The 26376-nt window shown below is 60.1% G+C and carries 22 protein-coding genes; 8 read left to right on the forward strand and 14 right to left on the reverse strand.

Annotated features, from left to right (window positions below; genetic code table 11):
- Positions 1 to 2: 2 nt before the first annotated feature.
- From FHT84_RS22560 to FHT84_RS22570, 3 genes are all read right to left on the reverse strand, one after another.
- Positions 3 to 1178 carry a dihydrodipicolinate synthase family protein gene (locus tag FHT84_RS22560; protein ID WP_113249737.1) on the reverse strand — a complete coding sequence of 392 codons (1176 nt, stop codon included), beginning with the start codon at positions 1176 to 1178 and terminating at the stop codon, positions 3 to 5.
- Between the two features lie 12 nt (positions 1179 to 1190).
- Positions 1191 to 2348, reverse strand: coding sequence for a Gfo/Idh/MocA family oxidoreductase (locus FHT84_RS22565; protein ID WP_113249738.1), 1158 nt, complete (start codon positions 2346 to 2348; stop codon positions 1191 to 1193).
- A gap of 241 nt (positions 2349 to 2589) precedes the next feature.
- A complete protein-coding gene (locus FHT84_RS22570; RefSeq protein ID WP_113249764.1) occupies positions 2590 to 3297 on the reverse strand; it encodes a TetR/AcrR family transcriptional regulator in 708 nt (235 codons plus the stop codon).
- A 268-nt stretch (positions 3298 to 3565) separates the two neighbouring features.
- Between FHT84_RS22570 and FHT84_RS22575 the strand changes: the two genes are divergently transcribed.
- The gene (locus tag FHT84_RS22575) at positions 3566 to 4777 is read left to right on the forward strand and encodes a TIGR03862 family flavoprotein (protein ID WP_183763974.1); all 1212 of its coding nucleotides are present in this window, start codon (positions 3566 to 3568) and stop codon (positions 4775 to 4777) included.
- 22 nt (positions 4778 to 4799) lie between these two features.
- Here FHT84_RS22575 and FHT84_RS22580 read toward each other — a convergent pair whose 3' ends face one another.
- From FHT84_RS22580 to FHT84_RS22605, 6 genes are all read right to left on the reverse strand, one after another.
- Positions 4800 to 5753 carry an NAD(P)-dependent oxidoreductase gene (locus tag FHT84_RS22580; protein ID WP_113249740.1) on the reverse strand — a complete coding sequence of 318 codons (954 nt, stop codon included), beginning with the start codon at positions 5751 to 5753 and terminating at the stop codon, positions 4800 to 4802.
- Positions 5754 to 5933: 180 nt separating this feature from the next.
- Positions 5934 to 8075, reverse strand: a complete 2142-nt coding sequence (locus tag FHT84_RS22585) for a beta-galactosidase (protein WP_183763971.1) — start codon at positions 8073 to 8075, stop codon at positions 5934 to 5936.
- Positions 8076 to 8095: 20 nt separating this feature from the next.
- Complete coding sequence (locus FHT84_RS22590; RefSeq protein ID WP_112342369.1) at positions 8096 to 9241, reverse strand: ABC transporter ATP-binding protein; 1146 nt, start codon at positions 9239 to 9241, stop codon at positions 8096 to 8098.
- A gap of 58 nt (positions 9242 to 9299) precedes the next feature.
- Complete coding sequence (locus FHT84_RS22595) at positions 9300 to 10151, reverse strand: carbohydrate ABC transporter permease (protein WP_112342370.1); 852 nt, start codon at positions 10149 to 10151, stop codon at positions 9300 to 9302.
- Complete coding sequence (locus FHT84_RS22600; RefSeq protein ID WP_112342371.1) at positions 10151 to 11035, reverse strand: sugar ABC transporter permease; 885 nt, start codon at positions 11033 to 11035, stop codon at positions 10151 to 10153. Before FHT84_RS22600 ends, FHT84_RS22595 begins: the two co-directional genes overlap by 1 nt.
- Positions 11036 to 11099: 64 nt before the next feature.
- Positions 11100 to 12371: an ABC transporter substrate-binding protein gene (locus tag FHT84_RS22605; protein WP_112342372.1), complete on the reverse strand. Its 1272-nt coding sequence runs from the start codon at positions 12369 to 12371 to the stop codon at positions 11100 to 11102.
- A gap of 276 nt (positions 12372 to 12647) precedes the next feature.
- Here FHT84_RS22605 and FHT84_RS22610 point away from each other — a divergent pair, with 276 nt between their 5' ends.
- Complete coding sequence (locus FHT84_RS22610) at positions 12648 to 13853, forward strand: ROK family transcriptional regulator (RefSeq protein ID WP_183763968.1); 1206 nt, start codon at positions 12648 to 12650, stop codon at positions 13851 to 13853.
- An 84-nt stretch (positions 13854 to 13937) separates the two neighbouring features.
- On the opposite strand, the gene FHT84_RS22615 is transcribed toward FHT84_RS22610, so the two are convergent.
- The 5 genes from FHT84_RS22615 to FHT84_RS22635 form a co-directional block, all read right to left on the reverse strand.
- Complete coding sequence (locus FHT84_RS22615) at positions 13938 to 14771, reverse strand: carbohydrate ABC transporter permease (protein ID WP_112342374.1); 834 nt, start codon at positions 14769 to 14771, stop codon at positions 13938 to 13940.
- Positions 14768 to 15625: a sugar ABC transporter permease gene (locus FHT84_RS22620; RefSeq protein ID WP_112342375.1), complete on the reverse strand. Its 858-nt coding sequence runs from the start codon at positions 15623 to 15625 to the stop codon at positions 14768 to 14770. Before FHT84_RS22620 ends, FHT84_RS22615 begins: the two co-directional genes overlap by 4 nt.
- A 207-nt stretch (positions 15626 to 15832) precedes the next feature.
- Positions 15833 to 17047, reverse strand: coding sequence for a sugar ABC transporter substrate-binding protein (locus FHT84_RS22625; protein ID WP_183763965.1), 1215 nt, complete (start codon positions 17045 to 17047; stop codon positions 15833 to 15835).
- A gap of 110 nt (positions 17048 to 17157) precedes the next feature.
- Positions 17158 to 18345, reverse strand: coding sequence for a mandelate racemase/muconate lactonizing enzyme family protein (locus FHT84_RS22630; protein WP_113249741.1), 1188 nt, complete (start codon positions 18343 to 18345; stop codon positions 17158 to 17160).
- Between the two features lie 60 nt (positions 18346 to 18405).
- Positions 18406 to 19101, reverse strand: a complete 696-nt coding sequence (locus FHT84_RS22635; protein WP_112342379.1) for a dimethylmenaquinone methyltransferase — start codon at positions 19099 to 19101, stop codon at positions 18406 to 18408.
- A 206-nt stretch (positions 19102 to 19307) separates the two neighbouring features.
- Here FHT84_RS22635 and FHT84_RS22640 point away from each other — a divergent pair, with 206 nt between their 5' ends.
- The 6 genes from FHT84_RS22640 (at position 19308) to FHT84_RS22665 (ending at position 26103) form a co-directional block, all read left to right on the forward strand.
- A complete protein-coding gene (locus FHT84_RS22640; protein ID WP_113249742.1) occupies positions 19308 to 20501 on the forward strand; it encodes a mandelate racemase/muconate lactonizing enzyme family protein in 1194 nt (397 codons plus the stop codon).
- Positions 20502 to 20688: 187 nt separating this feature from the next.
- Positions 20689 to 21564: a sugar ABC transporter permease gene (locus FHT84_RS22645; RefSeq protein WP_112342381.1), complete on the forward strand. Its 876-nt coding sequence runs from the start codon at positions 20689 to 20691 to the stop codon at positions 21562 to 21564.
- The gene (locus FHT84_RS22650; protein WP_112342382.1) at positions 21561 to 22469 is read left to right on the forward strand and encodes a carbohydrate ABC transporter permease; all 909 of its coding nucleotides are present in this window, start codon (positions 21561 to 21563) and stop codon (positions 22467 to 22469) included. The genes FHT84_RS22645 and FHT84_RS22650 overlap by 4 nt, the downstream gene beginning before the upstream one ends.
- 4 nt (positions 22470 to 22473) lie before the next feature.
- Positions 22474 to 23577 carry an ABC transporter ATP-binding protein gene (locus FHT84_RS22655; protein WP_112342383.1) on the forward strand — a complete coding sequence of 368 codons (1104 nt, stop codon included), beginning with the start codon at positions 22474 to 22476 and terminating at the stop codon, positions 23575 to 23577.
- A gap of 27 nt (positions 23578 to 23604) precedes the next feature.
- Positions 23605 to 24852 (forward strand): ABC transporter substrate-binding protein, encoded by a 1248-nt coding sequence (locus FHT84_RS22660; RefSeq protein WP_112342384.1) that lies wholly within the window; start codon positions 23605 to 23607, stop codon positions 24850 to 24852.
- A 63-nt stretch (positions 24853 to 24915) separates the two neighbouring features.
- Complete coding sequence (locus FHT84_RS22665) at positions 24916 to 26103, forward strand: IS701 family transposase (RefSeq protein WP_169645896.1); 1188 nt, start codon at positions 24916 to 24918, stop codon at positions 26101 to 26103.
- The last annotated feature ends 273 nt before the right edge of the window (positions 26104 to 26376 follow it).

The raw sequence follows: 26376 nt of genomic DNA on the forward strand, positions 1-26376 counted from the left end.
CGCTAATCGATGCCGACGGTGGCAAGGATTGCCTTCATCCGATAGACGGCCAGATCGGGATCACGCAGGACCCGCGCCGTATCGGCCAGCCGGAACAGCTCCGAGAGATGCTGGATCGAACGGGCACTCTGCTGGCCGCCGAGCATCTGGAAATGGTCCTGGAAGCCATTGAGATAAGCGAGGAAGACGACACCGGTCTTGTAGAAGCGCGTCGGTGCCTTGAAGATATGGCGCGATAGCGGAACGGTCGGCGCCAGGATCGCATGGAAGGCGTCGAGGTCGTTCTGAGCGAGCTTTGCGAGAGCCGCGCTCGCCGCCGGCGCGATGGCATCGAAGATGCCGAGCAGGGCATGCGAATAGCCCTGCTCGTCACCGGCGATCAGTTCGGCATAGTTGAAATCGTCACCGGTATACATCTTGACCGACGGATCGAGCCGGCGGCGCATGACGATTTCCTTCTCCGCCGACAGCAGCGAAATCTTCACGCCATCGACCTTGGCCGCATTCTGATTGATGATCGCTGTCGCCGTCTCCATGGCGCGCATATCGTCGGGCGATCCCCAATAGCCCGCCAGGGCCGGATCGAACATCGAGCCGAGCCAGTGAATGATGACGGGCTCTTTGACCTGCCCGAGAATGCGATCATAGACCCTTATATAATCGTCCGGGCTCTTGGCGGCTGCGACAAGCGCCCGGCTCGCCATGAGAATGACGCGGCCGCCCTGCCCTTCCACATAGGCAATCTGCTCCTCATAAGCACGGATGACGTCATCGATCGTGACGCCGGCAGCGGGCTGCAGGTGATCGGTGCCTGCACCATAGGCGATCACCGCATCCGACCGGCCGCGGGCGGCCGACTGCGCATGGGCAATCAGCTCTTTCGCACCGGCCCAGTTGAGCCCCATGCCGCGTTGCGCGGTATCCATCGCTTCCGCCACACCGAGACCAAGACCCCAGAGATATTCGCGAAAGGCAATCGTGCGTTCCCAGTCGATGTTACGGTCGAGCCAGGGATCATTGTCGGCAAGCGCGTCGACCACGACATGCGCGGCGGCATAGGCGACGCGATTGAAATGATGACCGCGAGCCGGCTTCACAGGCGCGATCAAAGGCTCGTTGGTGGGCGTGAAGGCGGCGATGGAGCCGTCCGTCGTCGGCAAGCGCAGGCTTTTCGTCATCAGACCAGCCTCCTAGCGGGTCGAAAGCGAGGGCACGTCGACCCAGCGACGTTCCGCCCAGCTCTTCTGTGCCAGTTCCGCCAGTTGCACACCCTTGGCGCCCTCGCGAAGCGTGAACTTCCACGGCGCGTCCTCGGCGACATGGCATAGGAACTGCTCCCATTGCGCCTTGAAACCATTGTCGAAGGCCTGCGTGTCCGGCACCTCTTCCCAGGTGTCGAAGAAATTGAGCGGCTGCGGCTGATCGGGATTCCAGACCGGTTTCGGCGTATTGACGCGATGCTGCGTCCAGCAGCGCATCAGGCCGCAGACGGCCGAGCCATGCGTGCCGTCGACCTGGAAGGTGACGAGATCGTCGCGGCGAACTCTGACCGCCCAGGAGGAGTTGATATGGGCGATGACGCCGCCTTCGAGCTCGAAGGTTGCATAGGCGGCATCGTCGGCATCGGCAACATAGGTGTTGCCATTCTCGTCGACGCGGCTTGGAATATGCGTAGCGCCGAGGCAGCTGACCGACTTGACCTCGCCAAACAGATTATCGAGCACATAGCGCCAATGCGGCAGCATATCGAGGATCATGCCACCGCCGTCCTTCTTGCGGTAGTTCCACGACGGACGTTGCGCCTTCACGCCCCAGTCACCCTCGAACACCCAATAGCCGAACTCGCCGCGCACCGAGAGGATCTTGCCGAAGAAGCCGCTGTCGCGCAGCATGGCGATCTTGCGCAGACCCGGCAGGAACAGCTTGTCCTGGACGACACCATTCTTGACGCCGCGGCGCTCTGCCGAAGCCGCAACCGACAGCGCCTCCTCCAGGGTCTCGGAGATCGGCTTTTCGCAATAGACATGCTTGCCGGCGGCAATCGCCTTTTCGAGAAGCTCGACGCGCATCTGCGTCGAACCGGCATCGAAGAAGATCGTGTTGTCGGGATCGGCAAGAGCGGCGTCAAGATCGGTCGTGGTCTTCGATAGTCTATGCTTGCGGGCGATGGCCTCGATCTTTTCGGCGTTGCGGCCGACAAGCACCGGTTCGGGCATCAGCCTGTCGCCGTTCGACAGCAGTACGCCGCCCTGTTCGCGGATCGCCAGGATGGAGCGCACGAGGTGCTGATTGTAGCCCATGCGGCCGGTGATGCCGTGCATGATGATGCCGATCGGCTTCGTTGCCATAAGTCATTCCTCCCGTAAATAACTATATAGTTACATAACTGGCATGAGGAAGTCATGCTGTCAACGGCCATCGTCAGTGACCGCGGCAACAGGGATCCATGATCATCCGCTTATCGGGATGGAGTGCCTGGAGCAGGAAGCTGAAAACGGGTACCCGGTTTTCGGACGGCATCAGGCTCTACTTATTTGATTCCAGCGCAGATTCGGTTTCCAGGCCGGTTCGTCCTGAAATCATCCGGCGCTAGGGGCGCAGATAGGCGAAAATGACGTCGACGATATGCTCGCCCCACCCCTCGATTTCGGACTTTTCGGAAAGGTTGCGGCGGAAGATCGTCGAGAGCGTCCAGCGGTTCGTCAGGAAGAACGAGCCGAGTGCCGCAATGCTCATATAGATTTTCACCGGATCGCAGCCGGCGCGGAAGACACCGGCTGCAGCACCCCGGTCGAGCAAGCCGGAAATTTCGGCGACGAGCGGCGAATGCAGCTCGAAAATACGCGCCGAACGCTTCAGGAAGCGCGCCTTGTGCATGTTTTCCGTGCTGAGAATCCCGAGGAATTCGGGATGATCCAGAAAATACCGCCAGGTGAAGACGACGAGATCCCGCATGCCGTCCTCGGGCGAGCGATGCGAGAGATCGAGCCGTGCTTCCGCCGAGCGGATGGCTATATAGCTGCCCTCCAGAACGGCGACATAGAGCGCATCCTTGCCGCCGAAATAGTGATAGAGCATCCGCTTGTTGATCTTGGCGCGTTCGGCAATGGCATCAACGCGCGCGCCGCCATAGCCACGCTCGGCAAATTCCTTGGTTGCGGCTGCGAGGATCGCCTTGCTGGTGCGTTCCGCATCCCTGAGGCGAGGCCGTTCCGGAGCTGCGCGCGCGGTCGTTTTCTTTTCATTTTCAGAGTCTGCGCTCTTTGCGCTGCGCTTTACAATTTTGGCTTCCGACATCATGGCTCCCGGCGGCATTTCATAGGGCTTATGCGGTCTTTCCTCGCGCCGATAAGTAACCGATCATCGCATAAGTTGACAGTCCCTGGCGAATCGAGAGCAATAGTAACCATATGGTTATATCGGTTTAAATGGGAGTATGGCGGCAAAAGCGTCCGAAAACGAGGAGTTCGCGCTTTTGCCGAAACCGGCCGGAGAAACCGCAACGATCTTGCTTTCGGCCCCGGTGCGGCTTTAGAGAGCAATAGGCAAGCGGCAGCGGACGAGCATGACTGAGAAGCAAATCGCAATCATAGGCGGTGGACCTGCGGGGCTGATGGCGGCGGAGACCTTATCCCTGCTCGGTCATCGCGTCGTGGTCTACGACAGCATGCCGACGGTCGCGCGCAAGTTCCTGCTGGCGGGGAAATCGGGTCTCAACATCACCCATTCGGAAGATTACGGCCTTTTCGCCGACCGGTTCGGCGCGGCTTCGACCCGATTGCGCGCCGCGCTCGACGGCTTCACACCCGACGATGTCAGGGCCTGGGCGCAGGGCCTGGGAACCGAAACCTTTATTGGCTCATCCGGGCGCGTCTTCCCGAAAGTCATGAAGGCATCGCCGCTGCTGCGCGCCTGGCTGGCGCGGCTGGAGGCGCGAGGCGTCAGTATCCTGACACGGCATCGTTGGTGTGGCTTCGACGACGGCTGCCTGCTGTTCGAAACGCCGCGGGGAGGCGAGGCCGTTCGACATGATGCCGTTCTGCTCGCGCTCGGCGGTGCAAGCTATGCCCGGCTGGGTTCGGACGCGGCATGGGTCAGCTGGCTTCGCGATAAGGGGATCGATATCGCCGCCTTCCAGCCGGCCAATTGCGGCTTCGACGTGACCTGGAGCGCGCCGTTCAGCGAACGCTTTGCCGGCGAACCCCTCAAGGCCGTCACCGCGACATCGGATGCCGGAACTTTCCCCGGCGAATTCGTCATCTCGAAAACCGGGATCGAGGGCAGCCTCGTCTATGCGCATGCCACCGCGCTGCGCGATCGCCTGACGAAGAAGGAGTACGCATCGCTTGTTGTCGATCTGGCACCCGGACGCAACGAGGAGCGTTTGACACGCGACCTGGCACGGCAGGATCCCAAAGCCAGTTTCTCCAACCGGTTGCGCAAGGGTGCCGGCATCGAGGGCGTCAAGGCGGGCCTGCTGCGCGAGCTTGCCGATCCGGCTGCACTGTCTCATCCGGAAAGTCTTGCCCACCTGATCAAGGCGCTGCCGATTCCGCTGCTGAGGCCAAGGCCGATCGCCGAAGCCATTTCGTCGGCCGGCGGCGTGCGTTGGGCGGAACTCGACAGTGGATACATGCTAAAAAAACTCCCCGGCATGTTCGTTGCCGGCGAGATGATCGATTGGGAGGCGCCGACGGGAGGCTACCTGCTCACGGCCTGCTTTGCGACCGGGCGTGCGGCAGCCAAGGGCATGGATGCCTGGCTCAAGAGCCGCTGACCGAAGCCCGAACGGCTGACCTTCAGCCGAGCCGCCCTTTCTCCATCAGCCAGGCGACCGATTCCTGAACGGCTTGCAGCGACGTATAGCGCGGCCTGTAACCAAGCAGCCGCTCCGCCTTGGCAATCGAGCAATTCGGACTGCGGGCAATATGCTCCCAGGTCGCCTGCGCATCCTCCGGCGCCTGGCCTTCCGCCCATTTCTCATAGGGTAGGAACTCCAGCTTCGGCTCATGTCCGAACCAGCGCGACATGGCTTCGGCATAGCCTCGTAGCGTCAGCGCGCCGCCTGAAACCGCATGAAAGGCCTCCCCCGTCGAGACGCGCCAATTGGCGATCGCGCCCATGAACATCTGCGCGACGTCATCGGCATGGACATGATGGACCGTCTCCAGGCCGAAATTCGGAAGTGCCAGTGTTTCGCCGCGCGCCAATGTCGAGAATGCCGACGGATTGAAATGCCCGGCCGGATTGAGGGGTGCCCAGCCCGGACCGACAATATGGCCGGGATGGATCAGGGTCGCGGGAAATCCCCGGCGGCGCGCCTCTTCCAGCAAATATGCCTCGATGGCGGCCTTCTGTGTGCCATAGTCACCGAACGGCCGCTTCGGCGCCTCCTCCGGCGTCGGAACGATGGTCGAAAAGCCATGCGTCCAGATCGTGCCCGTGTGCAGGAAATGGCCGACATGGCCGACAAGCGTTTCCGCCAGATGCCTTGCGCTATCGAGCGTGAAGCAGATCATGTCGATGACGATATCCGGCTTCAATGCGCGGATGGCCGGACCGAAGCTGCCATCCTTTTCCATGACAGCACGATCCATCACCAATGTCTCGGCCTCGTTCCAAGCCTTGTTCGGTGAATAGGGCTTGGCCTGTCCGCGGCTGATCGCCACCACTTTATGCCCTGCCTCGACCAGTCGCGGCACGAGATAGGTGCCGACATGGCCGGTGGCGCCGATAATCACCGTGCGCGTCATGATATCCTCCCAGTCGTCAAGATCGAAATCGGCTGCTACCGAAGTTCAAGATATGATCAGCGTATGAGAATAGGCGCGAACGCCGCTTTGTCACCCTCCCGCTGGAGAAAGTCGTATTTTTCCCGCGACTGCATCGCAACGATCGGTACCCGCTCAAACAAACGGGTACCGAGATCGTGCCTAGCAAAGCTCTATGATGGCGCAGCCATAGGCGTCGAGCGACAGAGTGCCGGATATCGCCTTGCCGTTGTCAAGCAGATCGATCCCGGCCGGGACGTCGCGCAGTTCGGCGCGCTGGTCGAGATAGTTCTGCAGAAAAAGCAGGCGTCGCTCGTCGTTCTGGCGCATCGTCACTTCGACGCCATCGGGCAGATTGCCGACAAGAGGCGCGATTCCCGCTTCCGCAAAGGTTCGATCGGCCAAAGCATCCGTCAGCTCCGGTGTCAGATAGGTGCCGAGATAAAGCACGCGGCCCTTGCCGACCCGGCGCAGGCTTGCCATCGGCATACCTTCGGCATAGCGGTTCGACCATGTCGCAATCACCTCGACATCATCCGTCACCGTCAGGTTCTCGTAGAAATATGCGGCCTCGATCTCACGGTTGCCGAAAGTGAAGCGGCGAGCGCGACGATGGGATTCCGCCGGACGATTTGGGGGAATGACAAGCCCGCCCGATCGCGACATGACGTCGAATAGACCCTTGGCGTCGGGGGCTGCTAGGCGACCGAAATCCTCGACCTTGACGCCCGTCAACCGCGTCAGCGACGCGCCCGGCGCGGCCTCGCGGATGACATGATTGTTTTCATCACGCGTGCCGGTGCGCGCGCCGATGACGACGGTGCCGCCGTCCCGGGCGAAGGCCTCAAGCCTCTCGGTCCAACCGTCCTTCCACATCACCCAATGCGGCACATAAAGCAATTTCAGCCGCGACAGATCGTCTTCCGGATGGATGAAGCCGCAGGCAATGCCGCGATCGTAGCAATATTGATGCAGCTGAACGGCATCGTCCTGCGGGCTCGGCAGCCCGATCGAATAGGTCTTGTGCGCCTCCTGATTGTCGAAATCCGAGCCGGCGATGCCGACATCCATGCGCACATAAGTACCAAGGATCTTATCCTTGAGCGTCGTCATCTCGGTCGCGAAGCGCTTGGCTTCGTCGTAACGATGACGGGGCACATCGTCATGATCGATGATGCCCATCCAGTAGATTTCCGCGCCGAAATGCGCCGGGCGCCAGCGGAAGAACATGAGGCCGTCGGCGCCGCGCGCAACGGACGACATGGCCATGCGCCGCATTTCGCCCGGCTCCGGCGTCAGCGTACAGAAGCCCGGCTGGCTGCCGAACCCGGACTGCTGCTCGGGCACGATATAGTTTCCTGAGAACCCGCGGCAGATGTCGAGGTGAAGCGCCTGTACCTTGGCGTGATTGCCGATGCGCTGGAATTCGTCATAGAGCATCGGATAGATGTCGTAGCCGACGAAATCGAGATCGGTGGAAAACTGTCCGCGAAAATCGATGTCGCGAAGGCCGCCGAGATTGTGAAAGATGAACCACTCGGGCTTCGTCGCCCGCAGGATTTCCACCTGATCGTGCTGGAAGCGGGCCGTCGCGAAGGCGAGGAAGCGATGGTAGTCCTGGACATGGCCGGGGCTTGGGAAGGTGGGACCGAATTCGATCGGAAGCACGACCTGGTCGAAATCGTCATAGGCGGTTGCCCAGAAATCGCCGCCCCAGGCGAAATTGAGCTTGTCGATGGTCCCGTACTTTTCCGCCAGAAACGCCTGGAACTCCGAAAGCGTCGCCGCAGAGAAGGATTCCGGCATGCTGGTGTTGAGCTCATTGTCCGTCTGCCAGCCGATGACATGGGGATGATCGCGATAGTGCTCGGCCATCGCCTTCGTGATGCGCTTGCTGTGCTCGCGGAAAACCGGGCTTGCCGTATCGGCATGCTGGCGCGAACCGTGGCTCATTATCCGGCCATTGCCATCGACACGAAGGATTTCGGGATGCGCCGCCGTCAGCCAGCGTGGTGGGGTCGCCGTCGGCGTGCACATGATGGTATCGATGCCGTGGCGCGCCAGAACCTCGATGGCACGGTCGAAGAGATCGAAAGCGAACATGCCGAGCTTCGGCTCGAAAAGATGCCACGCAAATTCGCCGAGACGCACGACATTGAAGCCGGCTTCGGCCATGCGCTTGGCGTCCCGCTCCCAATAGCCCTCATCGACATGTTCCGGATAATGCGGCGCTCCCACAAGAAACCTGTCGGTCTTGATGGTCCGCCATACGGAAAGGTCGGCCTTGCTGCTACTCACTGACATGATATCAGGCTCCTGAACTATTATTTATCGAGAACTGGCTTGCGGACGGTGATGGTTCGTTCGTCCTGGCCGGAGAAAAGGTAGATTTCCTTGGGATCGATGCTGAGACCGATCGGCGCGTCGTTGGCAATGCCGGCGACATGGCCGATCTGTACGGTGATGTTGCCGGTGCCGCTTTCGGAACCGATGCATTGCAGCGCGCCTGCATCGACATAAAGAATGGTCTCGCGCCCGAGATGCTCGACGAGACGGACTTGGCCGGAAATCGGAGCCCCCGTGGATTGTCCCTCGGCGATAGCGATGTTCTCGGGCCGGATGCCGAAGGTTAGCTTTTCTCCCTGCCGAACCGCACAGCCGGGCGCGAGTTCGACAGCCACCGGCGCAAGGCCGGGCGCGGAGACGATCACGCCGTGTCCGGAAACCTGATCGACCGTCACCGTGAAGAAATTCATCCTCGGCGCACCGAGGAATCCGGCCACAAAGAGATTTTCCGGATTGCGATAGAGCTCCAGCGGCGAGCCCACCTGCTCGATGATGCCGCGGTTGAGAACCACGATCCGGCTCGCCATCGTCATGGCTTCGATCTGGTCATGCGTGACATAGACCATGGTCGCGCCAAGCTCGGCATGCAGGCCACTCAATTCGACACGCATCTGCGTGCGCAACGCCGCATCGAGATTGGATAGCGGCTCGTCGAACAGGAAAACATCCGGGGAGCGGGTAATGGCGCGGCCGATCGCGACGCGCTGGCGCTGCCCGCCGGACAGTTGCTTCGGCCTCTTGTCGAGCTGATCGGTAATCCTCAGGATCTTGGCGGCACGCGCCACCGCCGCATCGATCTCCGCCTTCTGCCGCTTGGCCATGCGCAGGCCGAAGCCCATGTTCTCGGCGACGGTCATATGCGGATAGAGCGCGTAGGACTGGAACACCATGGCAATGCCGCGCTCGCCCGGCTCGGCCGTGGTGACATCGCGGCCGTTGATCAGGATTTGGCCGGAAGAGATCGTCTCCAGCCCGGCAATCGACTTCAGCAATGTCGACTTGCCGCAGCCGGAGGGGCCGACCATGACAATGAATTCGCCCTGCTCGACGGAAAGATCGATACCGCGCAGCGCATGATAGGCGCCGTAGTTCTTATTGATGTGGCGTAGTTCGAGACTGGTCATGCTTGTAGGCTCGCAAGGAAGGGAGTGACACGGAGGGCGGATGTGGCGGAAGGAATACTCATCCCTTCACCGCGCCCATAGTGAGCCCGGCAATGAAATGCCGCTGCATCAGGAAGAACATGACGACCGGCGGCACCGCGACGACGATGGTGCCGGCGGAGATCAGGTTCCAGGCCGAAACCCACTCGCCGCGCAGATTGGCAAGTCCGGCCGTGACGGGCTTCACCGTATCGCTGATGGTCAGCACCACCGCCCAGAAATAATCGTTCCATACGAAGGTGAAGATGAGGATCGCGAGCGCCGCCAGTGCCGGGCGCACCAGCGGCACGACGACATGAACCAGTGTCTGGAAAGGCGTCGCCCCCTCCGCTCTTGCGGCCTGAAACAGCTCGTCCGGCAGAGCGGCGATGAAGTTGCGCATGAAAAGCGTCGCAAAACCAGTCTGGAAGGCAATGTGGAAGATGATCAGCGCTACAGGCGTGTCGTAGAGGCCGATGCGCACCATCAGATCGCGCACCGGGATCATCATGATCTGATAGGGCAGGAAATTGCCGCCGACGAACAGGGCAAATACCAGCATGTTGCCACGGAAGCGATAACGCGCCAGCACGAAGCCCGCGAGCGTGCTCAGGATCAGCACGCCGAGGACAGCCGGCAGGGTGATCATCAGGCTGTTGAGGAAATAGCGCGCCATCGGCGTCTGGGTGAAGACGGACGTATAGTTCTCCACCAGGCCAAACTGCGTCGGCCAGCCCCAGAGATTGCCGCCCATGACATCCTGCGTCGAGCGGAACGACGTCAGGATGATGGCAAACAGCGGGCAGAGCCAGAGGATCAGGATTGCGAGCACGGCAATGAAATAGAAGCGACGCCGCCAGATGGCATCTTCGGCAATTGGGCGCGGATACATCAGGCCCCTCTTTCTTCGATGCGAATGATGCGCGTGAGATACCAGGCGATGAATACCGCCATGATCACGAACAGGACCGAGGCGATCGCGGCGCCGTAGCCGAAGCGATAGGAGAAGATCGACTGCTCGAACATCTGGTAGGCAAGCACTTCGGACGAGCCGAAAGGACCGCCCTGCGTCATGACCGAGACCATGTCGAACGAGCGCAGCGCACCGACGACGGTGACGGCGATCGCGATGAAGGTGACCTGCGTCAGCTGCGGCAGGACGATGTGGCGCAGCATGTTCCAGCCCCTTGCTCCATCGACGCGACCGGCGCCGATCAGTTCCTCGCTGAGATTGTTGAGCCCGGCGAGGTAGAGCACCATGCAAAAGGCGATCTGCGGCCAGAGCGCTGCAATCACGATCGCGAAGGTGACGAAATGCTCGTCCGACAGGACGGCGGGTGCGGTCGCGCCGAAAAAGCCGAAGATCAGCGCCAGCAGGCCGAGTTGCGGCGTATAGACCCAGGTAAAGACGACGCCGACGGCAACCGAAGCCAGTACCAGCGGAATGAAGAAGAGCGACTTCATGAGCCGCATGCCGCGAATCTTCTGATTGACCAAGAGGGCGATCGCCAGTCCGAGCGGCGGCGCTGCCATGAACATGACCAGCCAGATGATGTTGTTCTTCAGCGAGACATAGAATTGCGGGTCGTTGAACAGCTCGGCATAATTGCCGAAGCCGATCCAGACCATCGGACTGAAGCCATCCCATTCGTGCAGGCTGATCCAGAGGCTTTCTATCGCCGACCACAGGATCACGATCGAAAAGAGAACGGCCGCAGGCAATATCAGCAAAGTCGGGGTGAGCCACCAGCGATGGCGGCGCCAAAATGTCATCATCTTATCCTCTTTCGGTATGGGCAGGCGGAGCGGCAGCCCCGCCTGCCGGTCGCTGGGAGGAAGGTCAGATCTTGTAGATGCGCTTGCGCGTACCTTCGAGCCGCTTCAGGATCGCATCGCGCCGCTCGGGCTTCGCCATGAACTCCTGGAAGCCGACGAGGCCGGCCTGGGCCATGTCGGGATCGCTATCGCGGTCGTAATATTGCGAGGTACCCTGCACTGTCTTCAGCGTTTCGACTGCAGCGTTGACGAGCGGGTCCTTGCTCGGCGGCAGATCGTTGCGGGGCGGCACGTTGCCGCCAGGCTCCAGATAAGGGCCGAGATTTTCCGGCCGGTAGAAATAGGCGAGGAATTCGCGCGCGCCCTGCTTGTTCTTGGCATTGGCCGGGATATGAACCGAGTTCAGCGAAAACTCCTCGAAACGGCCGATCTTCGGATCGATCGTCGGGAAGGGAGCGAAAGCAAGCTGGTCGAGCTCTTCCTTCGGGAAAGTAGAGCGGACAAAGGCGCCGAGGTTCATCATGCCGGCCTTCTTCTGCGACAACAGCGCGCCCGCCTCCTGCCAGCCGAAAGATGTGTTGTTCGGCGTAAAGAAACCTTGCTTGATCAGGGTTTCCCACATGTCGAACACCGGCTTCAGCGCCGGATCGAGATAGCTCATCTCGCCGTTCATCAACGCCATATGCTTGTCGAGACCGTTTATGCGCAGGTTCATCTGATCGAACCACCCGGCGGCAGGCCACAATTCCTTCGTGCCCATCGCGATCGGCGTCAGATTGGCGCTCTTGCATTTCGCGCCATAGGCCAGGAAATCATCCCAACTTGCCGGTACGGCAGTGCCGAGCTGGGCGAAGACATCCTTGCGATAGAACATACCCCAGAGCGTGCCGCCCGTCGGCAGACCGTATTGCTTGCCGTCGACCGTGACCGAACCGGCCGCCGCGCCAAGAACATCCTTATACTTCTCTTTTTCGAAGAGATCGGAAATGTCGTCGAACAGGCCGCGCTTGACGAAGGCGCGCATGCGGTTTCCCGAGAACCAAAAGCAGATATCGGGCGCACCGGCGACCAGATAGTTGCGGATCGCGGTTTTGTGCGCCTCATGATCCATATTGTTGATCACGACCTTAACGCCGGCCTGCTTGCCGAAATCGTCTGCCATCTTGCGCAGGATCGCCAGTGCATCGGCGTTGTTCTCGTCGGAAATGATGTTGATGTCTTGCGCCTGTGCAATGGCGGGCATGGGAAAACCGGTGAAGGCGGCGGCGGAAACCGCTCCCGCACCCTTCAAAAAGGCACGCCGGCTTGCCGGCCTTCCAAGCAAATTGAAAGTCATTTGGACTCCTCCCGTTGTGGTATCTATCCTCATCCTTAATCAGCAGACCGGACGGAATGCGCGGCGGCCGCCCCCTCCTGCCGCCTGCGCAATGGTCGCAAAAAACCTGCCGCCGCAATGCATTTGCACTGCCCGGAACCCTCGGTTCGAGAAACCTTGTCCTATTGCTGACTTCTTCGTGCTTGCGCACGTGCCGGATGTTGATCGACAAGTGAAGTTATGCATAAGTCTGAAGCGGACGCAATAATTAATTTACAAAATTAAGAAAGAGAAATCGTGAGCCTGAAAGGCGACCAGAGCACTTCGCGAGCCCTCAACCGGCGGCTCATCCTGAACCTTCTGCGGCAGGAAGGGCCGAAAAGCCGCGCCGAAATCGCAACGATCACCGGCCTCAGTCCAGCGGCCGTCACCTTCGTCATTGCCGACTTGATCGAGGAGGGCCACGTCACCGAAGGCAAGGCCGTGGCCGGGCTTTCGGGCCGGCGTCCCATACCCGTCGAGATCAATTATGCCAATGGGTTGGCGATCGGGTTCAAGCTGATGGTCGGCTCCGCCGAATGCGTCGTCACCGATCTTGCAACCAACCCGCTCGCGTCCTGCCGCCTATCGCTTGGCGACAACAAGCCGGAAAATGTTGCAACGACGCTGGCCCAAGCCGTGCCCCAGCTTGTCAAGGCTGCAGGGCGCCCCCATGCGCGGCTGGCAGGCATTGGCGTTTCCATGCCAGGCGTCATCGACAACAACCAGGCCGTCTGCGTGCGCAGCTTTCGTTTCAAGTGGAACAATGTACCTTTCGCATCGATGGTCGCGCAAAAGGTCAAGGTGCCGGTCTGGCTCGAGGACGACACGAATGCCTATGCCATTGCCCAACAGCTCTTTGGCCCGGGAAGGCACCATCGCAATATGGCCGTGCTTGCGATCGGCGTCGGCATCAGCTGTGCCATCATCGTCGACGGAAAACTCTACCGCGGGGCCCATGGCGCAGCCGGCAAATTCGGCCACACCTTGCATGAGGAGAACGGCCGGCTGTGCGAATGCGGCAAGCGCGGCTGCCTGATGGCCTATTATTCCGAACCCTCCATGCTTCGCACATGGCGCGAGGCGACCAATCGGGATAGCAGCCACAACCTCTCCGACATGCTGGAATCAGCAAAGGCGGGAGATGCGGAGGTCGACAGAATCCTGCACGAAGCCGGCGCCGGGATCGGCAAGGCGCTCGCCAACCTCGTCAACATCACGGATCCCGAAGTCATCGTCGTCGGCGGCGAGGCCGTTTCGTTCGGCGATGCTCTTTTCGGCCCCCTGGAAGCCAGCATGGCGGCTCGCACCTTTTTCGCCTCGCCACCGCTTCTGCCCGATTGGGAAGACAATTCCTGGGCGCGCGGCGCAGCCGCCCTCGTCACCCAGAAATTTTTCGACTTCGAGACGGCCGACGGAACAACCGGAATGAGTGAACCGGCAACGCCAACCTATCTCGCATGATCGGTCGCACCTGAGATCCCGTTCGAGTACCCGTCAATCTGGATGGAAAACCGCCGAAGAGGGTGCATTCCGCAGCGGGCTCGCTCAGCCCTTGGTGGCGCCTGCCGTCAGACCGCCCACGAACAGGTTCTGGAAAAACAGGAACAGGAGAGCGACCGGAATTGTCATCACCATGGAGGCGGCCATCACCGCTCCCCAATCGGTGTTGAACTCGGTCGAAAATTCCGCAAGCCCGATCGGCAGAGTCTTGACCGAGGAATCCGTCGCAAAGCAGAGCGCGAAGATGAATTCGTTCCAGGTGGTCACGAAGGCATAGACGACGACAGCCACCAGGCCAGGCGTGGACAGCGGAAGCGTGATGCGGAAGAGCACGCCGAGGCGGGAGGCGCCGTCGATCGTCGCCGCCTCTTCCAGCTCGACGGGTATCGCCTTGAAATAGCTGGTCAGCATCCAGACGCTGAGCGGCAGGGTGATGATCATATAGACCAGGATCAGGCCCCAATAGGTGTTGACCAAATGCAGATAGCGCAGCGTGATGAAGAGCGGCACGATGATCGCCGCGGTCGGGAGCAATTGGCCGATCAGCACGAGCGACTGCAAAAGCCGCCGGCCGCGGAATTCGAAACGGGCAAAGCCGTAGGAAGCGAAAATCGCCAGGATGAGTGCAAGACCCGTGGAACCGACTGAGATCACGGCGCTGTTCAGGAAGTAGCGCGGGATATTCGAACTGAAGATGACATTGATATAGTTGCCGAACGTTGGCGCTGCGGGGAGCCAATGCGGCGGCACAGTATAGAGTTCCGGAAGCGTCTTGATCGAAGATAGTGCCATCCAGGCGAAGGGGAAGAGGCAGACGGCCATAAGGACGAGCGAGCAGACCGCAATCGTCAGCGTTGCAAGGCGACTTCTCCCCATCATCGGGCCTCTCCCGGCCTTGTCGTCAGCACCCTCAGGTAGATCGCCACCAGCACAGCCGCCACCAGAAAGAAGATGACCGATAGGGCAGCGGCCTGATTGAACTGGAAACTCTCGAAAGCGAGCCGAAAAATCTGGATCGGCGTGATCAGCGTCTTGTTCGCCGGTCCGCCTTTGGTGATGGCATAGATGAGCGTGATCGAATTGAGCCCCCAGATCACCAGCAGCAGTGTCACCGCCGTGATGACCGGGCGCACCTGCGGCAGCGTCACATGCCAAACCTCTTCCCAGAAATTGGCACCATCGACCTTGGCGGCTTCGTAGAGTTCCTTCGGGATCGCCTGCAGGCCGGCCAGAACCATGATGGCCACGAACGGAAACAGTTTCCAGACATTGATGGCGATCAGAACGGGCATGACGGTGCCGCTATCGGTCAGCCAGCTGACGGGTGCCGGGATGATGCCGGCGCCTGTCATCATGTAGTTGATGATGCCGAATTCAGTGTGGAACATCCATGCCCAGGTGGTCGCCGCAACGATGCCAGGAACGACCCAGGGGATCAGCGTTATCGAGCGCAGGACGGCGCGCCCGGTGAAGTGCTGGTTGAGCAGAATAGCTGTGGCGGTGCCGAGCACGACCTGAAAGACGATCGAGCCGCCGACGAAGTAGATCAGGTTGAAGAAGGCCTGCCGCGTGACCGGCGGACGCAGCACATTGGCAAAATTCCGGCCGGTGAAGGCGCCCTGCGAATTGGTGACGCTGAGCAGGATCGTGTAGGCGATCGGATAGGCGATCAGCATGGCCAGCACGATCATGGCGGGCAGGACAAACAGAAGACCTGTAGATGGGCGGCCCATGGGTCGGCCTTTCCTGTGATGCTGCGGGAATGTCACTCAGGGCAATTCCAGGAAAAGTGCGCAGCGGTTTTCCGCCCGGAATTGCGAGAAAACAAGAAGATGGAGCGGTTCAGAGATTCGGTGAAAAAGCTGAACCGCTCCAATGTCCATGGCGCGGGCGGCAGCTTGACGCCGTCGCGTCAAAACCACGTCGCTCAGTCCCTGCCATCAGCTATCAAGCAGCGCTTGAATTTCGTCCTTCGCCTGATCCATGGCGGCTTGCGCATCCTGATCGCCTGAGAGCACGCGCTGCACGCCGTCGAACAGGGCTTGCGAAATCTCCACCCAGCGCGGCGTATTCGGTGCCGGCCGGCCGAAGGGAAGCATCGCCGCGAACTGTTTGAGCATCGGATCCTGGAACCGCGGCTGAGACAGTGCCGAAGCGCGGGCCGGGAAGGTGTCGGTGAAGAAACCCTGATTGTCCGAGGTGGCGAGAAACTTGATGAACTTGCGGGCATCATCAGGGTTCTTGGCATCCTTCGGGATCACATAACTCCAGCCACCGATGATGCCGGCGGTCTGCTTGCCATCCGGATGCGGCGTTGCCATGGCGCCCAGCTTCAGATCGGGCTTTGCCTGCATGATCGGGGCAATGTCGAATTGACCGGCCTGATACATGGATACCTTGCCGGCGATGAAGAGCTGACGGTTGGCAATGCCATCATTCTGCAGGGTCGAATCCGGCGAGTACTTGTTCTTATAGAAGTCCGTATAGAATTTGACAGCGGCAACAGCCTCCGGCGAATTGACGACGGCGGTCTTTCCATCGGCGCTGATGACATCCCCGCCATTCATCCAGATCAGCGGCAGCAGGCGGGTCACCGTATTGCCGACCTCCCCGCCGCCGGTGATCGCCATACCGAACTTTCCGCCCGTCGTCAGCTTCCTTGCCGCATCCGTCCACTGATCCCAGGTCTGCGGCGGATTGGCGGGATCGAGGCCGGCAGCTTTGAAGTCTTCCATATTGTAGAGCACGCCGACACATTCGACACGGTAGGGTATGCCATAGAGCTTGCCGTCATAGGTGTCGTAGGTGATCGCCGCCTTGTTATAATCGCCCTTGTCTTCGATGATGTCATCGACAGGCAGAACGAACCCGTTATGGGCATAGCCCTGAATCCAGGGATGCTGCACCTCGATGATATCCGGCGTCGCGCCAGACTGCAGGGCAGTCAGGATACGCTGCGGCAAACCGTTTGCCGTGGTGATCTCCATCTTGATGGTAATGTCGGGGTTTGCCTTCTTAAAATCGGCCGCGAGCTTTTCGGCTCGCGCCTGGCCCCAGTTCGGTGTCCACCAGACGACCTCGCCGGCCCATGCGCTGCTGCATGTCAGCGCCGAGACCGCGACGGCCGCAACGACCGTCATCCTCATCTTGTCCATTGCCTCCTCCTTCACGCGAGATGTCCGTCGCGCCTGTGTCCTGACCTTTCATGCCATTGGCATAGACAAGGTGGCTCCTCTTTCCACCCGGTCCCGCTCATTCCGGTCAATCAATTGCGTCCATCCTTCCCGACGCGCGAGAAGGTCGCCGCCCCTGCCGCGACACCGCTCGTATTCATGCTGCCGTCGAACAGCGGCACGTCGTATGGGGCGTAGGGATAGCGCGCGCAGGCTTCTTCGTTCAGCTCAACGCCCAACCCCGGTGCCGTCGGCGCAAGGATCGCGCCATCCTCGAATTGCAGCGTCTCGCGCACGAGTTCCTTGCGCCAGGGCACGTCGATCGAGACGGTTTCGAATACCGAAAAGTTCGGGATGGCGACCGACATGTGCAGTGTCATCGCATTCATGACGGGTCCGACCGGGTTGTGCGGCGCGACTGGGATAAGATGGTAATGCGCCATGTGGGCGATACGCTTCGTCTCGCCGAGACCCCCGGCATGGGAAACATCCGGCTGCAACACGTCCACTGCCTTCTTGGCCAGCGCCTCGAGGAAGCGGGTGGGCTCGTACCAGCGCTCGCCGGCGGCAATCGGCACCGAACTTGCCGCGCGCACGTCGGCCAGCGCATCGATGCTTTCCGGCGGTGTCGGCTCCTCGATCCAGCGCAGATCAAACCGTGCAAGCTCGCGGCACATGGCAATCGCCGTCGGCACGTTCAACCGGCCATGCACGTCGAGCATAAGGTCCACATCCGGACCGACCGCATCGCGCACCGCCGCGACGATATCGATCGTCTGCCGGCGTTGCTTGCCATTCATTTCGAGATCGGCGACATCGAAAGGATCCCACTTAAGGGCGCGGTATCCCATGGCCACAGCCTCGCGGGCCTTTCGCGCATATTGATCCGGCGTCACGGCGCCAAAGAACCAGTGATTGGCGTAGCATTCGACCCGATCGCGATATTTCCCGCCGAGAAGTTCGAATGCCGGGACCCCGAGTGCCTTTCCCTTGATATCGAGAAGGGCCGCCTCTATCGCGCCGAGGGCGGTGCGAAAGACCGCGCCTGTCCGCCAATAGGAATCGCGATGCAGCTGCTCGACGATCGCATCGACGGCAAACGGGTCGCGCCCGATCAGCACACGTTCCAACTCCTCCAGTGCGGAGACGACCGTCTTGGTCTTCCATTCGAGTGTCGCCTCGCCGACGCCCTCCAGCCCCTCATCGGTATAGAGCTTCACAAAGACGAAGTTGGTCCGCGAAACATTTGCGACGAAGACCTTCTGCGCCGTAATTTTCATGGCTTCCTCCCGGCCGCAGGTCTCGCAAGCCGCTTACCTGTCTTGATGTCAGCGAACGGATCAAAGCCGTCCGTATTTCGCATAGATGTCGGCGACATCGCCGCCGGCACGGATCTCGTCGCGCGACCTGTTTTCGATCGTCAGAACCTCTTCCGCGCGTGCCAGAACGGCGTCGACCCTATCGGCGGGAATGACCATCACGCCATCCATATCGCCGAAAAGCCAATCGCCCGGGTTGACCCTGATCTGTGAGGTCAAGGTGCCGGTGACGGAAATCGGGACCTCGATGCCGCTGATGCGGGTGCGGCCGCGCGACTCGATGGGCGAGAGATAGCGGGTAAAGACCGGCCAGTCCTCCATTCCCATGAGAATATTGCCGTCTCGGATTCCGCCGTCAACGACGACGCCGACTGCGCCACGCGCCTTCGAAGCGGTGCTCATCAACTCACCCCAGTGACCGGCCTTGCATTCGCCCGCGGCTGAGATCAGCACGACACAGCCTGAATACATGCGGCGGAAGAAGGTGAAGGTTTTGACCTCTTCGAGATCATATTCCTCATCGGTACGCATATCGACCGTCGCGGCGACCGTGAAGGCAGGGCCGGCGATGCGCATCGCACGGTCGAGCGGCCGAATGCCGAGATCCATGCATTGATTGGGCAACCCCATCTCGTCGAGGATATCATAGACTGCCGCGGTATAAAGTTTGTTGAACCGCTCGGCCCTGCCTGCGACGTCCGCATGCTGCGTAACCATGGCCTGCCTCCTCCAGCTGAGCCCATTCTGCAAGCGCGTCTGGAAACCGCCGCCTCCACGATCGTTTCCTATTTGAACTTTATCAGTTCTCTAATGAATGATAATAGAAGGCTCGCAGGTTTGTCAATCGCCGCTGGGTGGATCCAGGCGGCAACGCCGCGGAGGGGGCGGCGCCTCCTATGACGCCGATATGAAGAGGAGCGGAAATGAAGATCGTCGACCTCAAATGCGCCATCATCGGCAAGAGCCCGATCGTGCGCATCGTCACCGATGAAGGCGTTTCCGGCTATGGCCAGGCCGAAACGTGGAAGCCCTATCTAAAGCCGCATATCCTTGCCTTCCGGGAGGCGCTGATCGGCGAGGATCCGACCAATGTCGAGCGTGTCATGTTGAAGATCCGCCAGCGCGGAAGCTTCAAGCCCTGGGGCGCGGCCGTCAGCGTCATCGAGATGGCGCTCTGGGATGTAGCGGGCAAAGCGGCAAACCTGCCGGTGCACAAACTGCTTGGTGGGCGCGTGCGCGACCGCATTCGCGTCTACAACGGCTCCATTCGCTTTCCAATCAGCGGTTACGAGCCGGAGCACATGGCCGACGATCTGAAGAAGATGATGGATCTGCCTGAAGGATTCACTATCATCAAACAGCCGATCGGCTTCCATTCACCGATGAAGCGGATTCCGGATTTCTATTACGGCGAACCCAATGCCAGCCCCTTCCACGGCGCACTCGACCGTGGTCCGATCACGGAAAAGGGCCTGCGCCATCTGGTCGATTGTGTTGCCGCGATGAAGGAAGTCGCCGGCGACAGGATCGGGCTGGCGCTCGATTGCGGCCCGGGATGGATGCTGTCCGATGCGATCCGTCTTGCCCGCATGCTGGAGCCCTATCATCTGCTGTGGATCGAGGACCTGCTCTCCGGCGACTATACGCCTTGGGTCAATGCCGGCGTCTATCGTGAACTGACATGCGCGAGCACGACGCCGATCCATACCGGCGAGCAAATCTATCTGCGCCAGAACTTCAAGGAACTGATCGAAGGCCAAGCGGTCAATGTCGTCGGCCCCGATCCGGCCGATGTCGGCGGCATCGCCGAACTCAAATGGATCGCCGAATATGCCGATCTTCATTCGATCATGATGGCGCCGCACGGGACGGCGAACGGCTTGCTCGGCCTCGGCGCGCTCATCCAGGTATGCGCCACCCTGCCTCACAATTTCATCGCCTTCGAGTATACGACCGGCGACCCGGACTGGTGGTACGACATCGTCGAGGGCCTGCCGCAGACGATCGTCAAGGATGGCTTTGTCGATGTCATCGAACGACCAGGCATGGGCGTCGACCTCTTACCCGAACGCGCAAGACTATATCTCGCGGAAGACGACCAAACATTCTTCGATTGATTGGCTGCCCGCCTCGCCCCGATCCAACGTCAGCGGGCAACAGCTCAGAGGGACGGCCAATTGTCATTTGACATCCCGATTTTTTGATTCCTATAGTTGGTCTATTGTGAACTGTATCTTGTTCATATGAGAACAGGTCTGCGGCGAGCTGGAGGAGCGGAACGCTGGCGGCCTGAGGAGGAGGCTCATGGGAATCCGATGGAGCCGCGTCGTCCCGCATCTGGCTGTTGCGCCGGCGGCGCTGTTGACGCTTGTGTTTTTCATTGGAGCGATAGGCTGGACCGTCTATCTCTCCTTCACGGCATCGAGGCGCTTTCCCGACTATGAACTCGTCGGCTGGAAGCAATATTGGCGGCTTTTCCACGATCCTTCCTGGATCCTGTCCCTGCAGAACCTCGCCATCTTTGCCGTGGGGAGCCTGCTGTCGATCGTAACGGGTTTTATCCTTGCCGCCTTGATCGACAAGGAGGTGCACGGGGAAGGCATCTTCCGCACGGTTTTTCTCTATCCGCTCGCCGTTTCGCTGATCGTCACCGGGCTCGTCTGGCGCTGGCTCTTCAATCCGGAGCTCGGCATCGAGAACGTGCTTCACTCGATGGGTTGGCAGAGCGCTTCCTTCAACTGGCTCGCAAGCCAGGACACGGTCATGTTCGGTGTCATCCTGGCGGCGGTCTGGCAATCGACCGGCTTCTTCATGGCGCTCATGCTTGCCGGCCTGAAGTCGATCAACACCGAGATCTGGCAGGCCGCGCGCCTCGATGGCGTCCCCTTCTGGCGGCTCTATATCGAGGTCATCATCCCTATGATGAAACTCACCTTCTTGACCTGCATCATCCTGCTCTGCATCGGCGTGGTGAAGGCCTATGACATCATCGTCGCAATGACCAATGGCGGACCAGGCGGCGCATCGGTCATGCCGGCCTATTTCGTGATCGACGCCTATTGGCAGAAGCAGAATCTCGGCTTCGCCTCTGCGGGCGCGGCCGTCATGCTGCTGACGACTCTCGCCCTCTTCCTGCCGCTCGTCGTCATCACGGCTATCAGGCAAAGGAGGGCGGCATGACGGCAATTTCCGCCGCAGCGCAATCCGGTCGAGAAACGAAAGCGCGCCGGCGCCCGCTGATCCGGCCAAGCCGGGTGGTGATCTTCATCTTCCTGCTGATGGCAGCCGCGTTTTTCGCGGTTCCGCTTTATGTCATCGTCGTGACGTCCTTCAAGACGATGGATCAGATCCGCGAAGGGCAGATATTCTCCCTGCCTTCGCCGTGGACGACCGAAGCCTGGTCCTATGCCTGGACGCAGGCCTGTTCCGGCATGAACTGCAACGGCGTGCGTATCGGTTTCGTCAATTCGCTCTATATTCTTGCCCCGAGCCTCGTGCTGACGATCTCGCTATCGATCGTCACCGGCTACGGGTTGGCGCTGTGGAATGTCAAATGGGCGAACGGCTTCCTGTTCGTTCTCTTCATATGCGCCTTCGTGCCGTTCCAGATCATCATGTATCCGCTGATCAAGATCACCGGCGCGCTGCATATTTACGGCACCACCTTTGGCATCGCCGTCATTCACAGCGTCCTGTCCCTGCCCTTCCTGACACTGATCTTCCGGAATTATTTCCGGGGCATGCCGCCGCAGATCATCGCGGCCGCCATGATCGATTCCGGTTCTTTCTGGCGGATCTTCTTCGAGATCGTTCTGCCGATGTCGGGCAATATCATGATCGTCGTCCTGATCCTGATGATCACCGGCATCTGGAACGACTTTCTGGTCGGCCTGACCTTCGGCGCACAGGACGCACAGCCGATGACGGTCGTGCTCAACAACATCACGGTGACGACCACGGGCGCCAAGAACTATGCGGTCGACATGGCCTCGGCGCTGCTCACGGCCCTGCCGCCGCTCGTCATCTACTTCGTCCTCGGCAGGTTCTTCGTGCAGGGCATCACCGCCGGCGCCATCAAGGGATAGGGGCATGCCTTCCATCGCATTCAACAATATCGTCAAGAAATTCGGCGCTCTCACGGTCATCGAGAACCTGAACCTCAGCATCGGCGACGGCGAATTTCTGGTGCTGCTCGGCCCTTCCGGCTGTGGCAAGACAACGCTTCTCAATCTTCTGGCAGGCCTGCTCGAAATCGACGACGGTGAAATCCTCATCGATGAGCGGGACGTCAGCTACCTCGATCCCAAGGATCGCGGCCTTGCCATGGTCTTCCAGTCCTACGCGCTCTATCCGACCAAGACAGTACGCGGGAATATGAATTTCGGACTGTCTTCGCGCGGCATCACGAAAGAAGAGGCGGACAAGCGGATCGCCTGGGCATCCAAGCTGCTGCAGATCGAACATCTTCTCGACCGCAAGCCCTCGCAGCTTTCCGGCGGCCAGCGCCAGCGTGTCGCGATTGGCCGGGCGCTTGTCAAGCAATATGGCGTCTGCCTGTTCGACGAGCCGCTTTCCAACCTTGACGCCAAGCTGCGCAACGAAATGCGCATGGAGATCAAGAAGCTCCATAACCAGCTCAAGAATACCGTCGTCTACGTGACCCATGATCAGGTCGAGGCGATGACCATGGCGACCAAGATTGCCGTGATGAACAAGGGGGTCATTCAGCAATTCGGCACGCCTGATGAAATCTACAATGAGCCGGCCAATCTGTTTGTCGCCGATTTTGTCGGTTCCCCGGCCATGAACCTGCTCGACTGCACCGTCAGTCGTGACGGCGGCGACCTCGTTGCGGTGGATGAGAAGAGCGGCATCCGCATCGGGCTTGGCGAATACAAGTGGAAGGCGAAGGCTGCCGAAGGCAAACCCGTGAAGATCGGGTTCCGGGCCGAAGAGCTTCTGATCGAGGAGCGTCAGGACGCGGGAAACACCGTTCGCTTCGACTGCCCGGTTGAATATTTCGAGAAATCCGGGCCTGACGCCTTCGCTTTCCTGACCATGTCGGGAAAGAGCATCGCCGTACGCATCGATGGGCGTGACGCAAATCGCTATCGCAGCCAGCCAGCTCTGCCCGTCTATCTGCCGCTCACCAAGCTGAACGTCTTTGACGCTCCGACCGGCCAGCGGCTGTGACCAGATCAAGAAAGGGAGGAATATTGCATGACGAAATGGAAATCCCTGCAGAGGCTGTCCCTCTTGCTTGCCGCGACCACTCTTGCCGCAAGCGCCTGGGCAGATGAGGTCGTGGTCTATCACACCTGGTCGAAACCATCTGAGATCGCGGCGCTCACCGTTCTGCGGCAGGCGTGGGCCAAGGACGGTCACCAATGGAAAGACCTGTCCATCGCCCATGACTCCGGCGCCAATGTCAGCCTGATGAACATGATCACCGGCGGCAACCCGCCCGCGATCTTCATGAATTCCGATCCCGGCATCTATCGGGATCTGAACAAGCAAGGCCTCGGCGTACCGCTCACCAAGCTGTTCGACAGCATCGGCGCCACGAAGAACTTCCCGCCGTCCGTCTTGAAGAACATCACCGTGGACGGGGAAATCATGAAGGCGCCGGCAACGGTGCATATCGACGGGATGATCTATTACAACAAGCATGTCGCCGAAGCGGCCGGCGTCGATCCGAAGTCCTGGAAATCGCTCGACGACCTCTTCGCGGCCTTCGACAAGGTCAAGGCCGCCGGCTACATCCCGATCGCCCAGGGCGGCGATCAGTTCCAGAAGGCCTATCTGCTGCAGGCACTGATCGCATCGGAAGAAGGCCCCGATATCTACAATCGGTTCTACGGTGAAAAGCCCGACCGCACCGTCATCGATACGCCGGAAATGCGCGCGGCGCTGAAGCGCTTCCGCCAGATTGCCGAGCACACCGATCCGGGCTCGCCCAACCGCCAGTGGAACGATACGACCAATCTGGTCATCACCGGCAAGGCTCTGTTGCAGATCCATGGCGATTGGATGAAGGGTGAGTTCCTGGCCGCCCACCAGAAGCTTGGCGAGGATTTCGACTGCATGAATATCCCCGGAACCAAGGCCGTGGTCGTGACGGTCGATTCCTGGGGCTTCCTCAATACCAATAATGCCGAGACCGCCAAGGCCCAGGAAGACTTCGCCAAGCTCGATGTCGACCCGAAGCTGAATGCCGAATTCGTCCTGAAGAAAGGCGCAAGCCCTGTTCGTATCGACGCGGATACGACGAATCTCGATGCCTGCAACAAGCTCGTTCTGGAAACGCTGAAAGACCCGACAAAGCAGGTCTCCAACCCCTTCAATACGGCTGATGCCGACTGGTATCGCACCATCTGGCAGGAAGCCGACAAATATTGGAGCGATCCGAAGCGCACGGACGACCAGTTCGTGCGGGCGATGCAGGACGCCTATGACCAGATCTTCTAGTACTACAGTTGCGTTTGATTTGAAATCATGATTCATTTCCCGCATTTGACGGGAGGGAATCGAATGTCGGTAGCGGGTTGGTCCGGGTCCATGCTGGCGTGGCAGCGTGAGCTCGAAGCCTTGAAGGTGCGGTTGGGTCCGGTGTTTGGTCGCCGCGAATTGCGCGTATCGTGTGGTGCCTTTCTGGATGGGTTATTGTCGGGAGCAGAGCGCAAGACCGGCTGGTTGATGGCTGAACAGGCAGGACTGGATCGCCCTTATCGGATGCAGTCGCTGCTGGGGCGCAGCCATTGGGATGCTGACGCATTGCGCGATGCGGTGCGCGCTTATGCAATGGAGTCTCTAGGTGACGCGGACGGCGTTCTTGTGGTCGATGAGACCGGCTTCCTGAAGAAAGGCGTTCATTCGGTGGGTGTCGCGCGACAATATTCCGGCACGGCCGGCCGGATTGAGAACTGTCAGGTCGGTGTTTTCCTTGCCTATGCAAGCCGCTACGGTCAGACCCTGATCGATCGGCAGCTTTATCTGCCGAAGGGGTGGGCTGAAGATGAAGCGCGCCGTACTTCGGCTCACGTCCCCCAGTCCCAGACCTTCGCGACCAAACCGACCATCGCTGCCAAGCTCATAGCCGATGCGCTGGATGCCGGCGTGCCTTGTGCCTGGGTATTGGCCGATGCGCTCTATGGTTCGGATTCGAAGCTACGCCGGATGCTGGAAAGCCGTGGCCAGCCTTATGTTCTAGCAGTTCGCTCCAACCATTGCCTGCGCTTCGTGCGCGAGCAATGCTTCGAGCAAACTGATCCGGAGACGATGGCCGCGGAATTAGAGGCGGAGGCCTGGTCAAGTCATCCAGCAGGCGAAGGCGCCAAAGGCCTTCGGCTTTATGATTGGGCCCGTATTCCTCTCAGCTCTCGTCCTGATGCACAATGGGAGCGCTGGCTTCTGATCCGCCGCAGCCGACGCGAACCCGATGCGCGCGCCTATTATTTTGTCTTTGCGCCTGCCGGTACGGAACTGAGCGAGTTGGCTGGCGCTGCCGGGCTGCGTTGGACGGTAGAAGAATGCTTCCAGCGTGCGAAGGACGACCTCGGCCTGGATCATTGCGAGGCGCGATCCTGGCATGCCTGGAACCGGCACATGACGCTCGTCATGGCGGCCGCTGCATTCCTCGCCAAGCTCGGCGCCGACCTATGCCGTACCGCTGCTGGCAAACCGAACGAAACGAGTCCAAACCCGCCAATCGCCGCCTGACCAACACCATGGCGCTCCTGCCTAGCGTCGCAGAGATCCGCTATATGATCAAACGGCTCTTACTGCCGCCCCCAATCAGAGTTCGCCTGATCTTGGCATGGTCGCTCTGGCGACGCAGCCATCAAGCATCCGCAATGCTTTCTCACTACAAAGCAAGGCATCAAACGCAACTGTAGTACTAGAGCGCCGAGCATTCAGACTGAATCGAAAGGGATTCCTTCGACTGGAATTTCGTGATTCACTTCGGTCGGAGGTGATTTGCGATGACGAGAT

The sequence above is a fragment of the Rhizobium sp. BK289 genome (genome assembly GCF_014193575.1).
In the GTDB taxonomy this organism is placed as follows: domain Bacteria; phylum Pseudomonadota; class Alphaproteobacteria; order Rhizobiales; family Rhizobiaceae; genus Rhizobium; species Rhizobium tropici_C.

Excerpts from the sequence above, each read along its gene's own strand:
- FHT84_RS22560 (WP_113249737.1), bottom strand. The coding sequence starts at position 1,178 with ATGACGAAAAGCCTGCGCTTGCCGACGACGGACGGCTCCATCGCCGCC.
- FHT84_RS22565 (WP_113249738.1), bottom strand. The coding sequence starts at position 2,348 with ATGGCAACGAAGCCGATCGGCATCATCATGCACGGCATCACCGGCCGC.
- FHT84_RS22570 (WP_113249764.1), bottom strand. The coding sequence starts at position 3,297 with ATGTCGGAAGCCAAAATTGTAAAGCGCAGCGCAAAGAGCGCAGACTCT.
- FHT84_RS22575 (WP_183763974.1), top strand. The coding sequence starts at position 3,566 with ATGACTGAGAAGCAAATCGCAATCATAGGCGGTGGACCTGCGGGGCTG.
- FHT84_RS22580 (WP_113249740.1), bottom strand. The coding sequence starts at position 5,753 with ATGACGCGCACGGTGATTATCGGCGCCACCGGCCATGTCGGCACCTAT.
- FHT84_RS22585 (WP_183763971.1), bottom strand. The coding sequence starts at position 8,075 with ATGTCAGTGAGTAGCAGCAAGGCCGACCTTTCCGTATGGCGGACCATC.
- FHT84_RS22590 (WP_112342369.1), bottom strand. The coding sequence starts at position 9,241 with ATGACCAGTCTCGAACTACGCCACATCAATAAGAACTACGGCGCCTAT.
- FHT84_RS22595 (WP_112342370.1), bottom strand. The coding sequence starts at position 10,151 with ATGTATCCGCGCCCAATTGCCGAAGATGCCATCTGGCGGCGTCGCTTC.
- FHT84_RS22600 (WP_112342371.1), bottom strand. The coding sequence starts at position 11,035 with ATGATGACATTTTGGCGCCGCCATCGCTGGTGGCTCACCCCGACTTTG.
- FHT84_RS22605 (WP_112342372.1), bottom strand. The coding sequence starts at position 12,371 with ATGACTTTCAATTTGCTTGGAAGGCCGGCAAGCCGGCGTGCCTTTTTG.
- FHT84_RS22615 (WP_112342374.1), bottom strand. The coding sequence starts at position 14,771 with ATGATGGGGAGAAGTCGCCTTGCAACGCTGACGATTGCGGTCTGCTCG.
- FHT84_RS22620 (WP_112342375.1), bottom strand. The coding sequence starts at position 15,625 with ATGGGCCGCCCATCTACAGGTCTTCTGTTTGTCCTGCCCGCCATGATC.
- FHT84_RS22625 (WP_183763965.1), bottom strand. The coding sequence starts at position 17,047 with ATGGACAAGATGAGGATGACGGTCGTTGCGGCCGTCGCGGTCTCGGCG.
- FHT84_RS22630 (WP_113249741.1), bottom strand. The coding sequence starts at position 18,345 with ATGAAAATTACGGCGCAGAAGGTCTTCGTCGCAAATGTTTCGCGGACC.
- FHT84_RS22635 (WP_112342379.1), bottom strand. The coding sequence starts at position 19,101 with ATGGTTACGCAGCATGCGGACGTCGCAGGCAGGGCCGAGCGGTTCAAC.
- FHT84_RS22640 (WP_113249742.1), top strand. The coding sequence starts at position 19,308 with ATGAAGATCGTCGACCTCAAATGCGCCATCATCGGCAAGAGCCCGATC.
- FHT84_RS22645 (WP_112342381.1), top strand. The coding sequence starts at position 20,689 with ATGGGAATCCGATGGAGCCGCGTCGTCCCGCATCTGGCTGTTGCGCCG.
- FHT84_RS22650 (WP_112342382.1), top strand. The coding sequence starts at position 21,561 with ATGACGGCAATTTCCGCCGCAGCGCAATCCGGTCGAGAAACGAAAGCG.
- FHT84_RS22655 (WP_112342383.1), top strand. The coding sequence starts at position 22,474 with ATGCCTTCCATCGCATTCAACAATATCGTCAAGAAATTCGGCGCTCTC.
- FHT84_RS22660 (WP_112342384.1), top strand. The coding sequence starts at position 23,605 with ATGACGAAATGGAAATCCCTGCAGAGGCTGTCCCTCTTGCTTGCCGCG.
- FHT84_RS22665 (WP_169645896.1), top strand. The coding sequence starts at position 24,916 with ATGTCGGTAGCGGGTTGGTCCGGGTCCATGCTGGCGTGGCAGCGTGAG.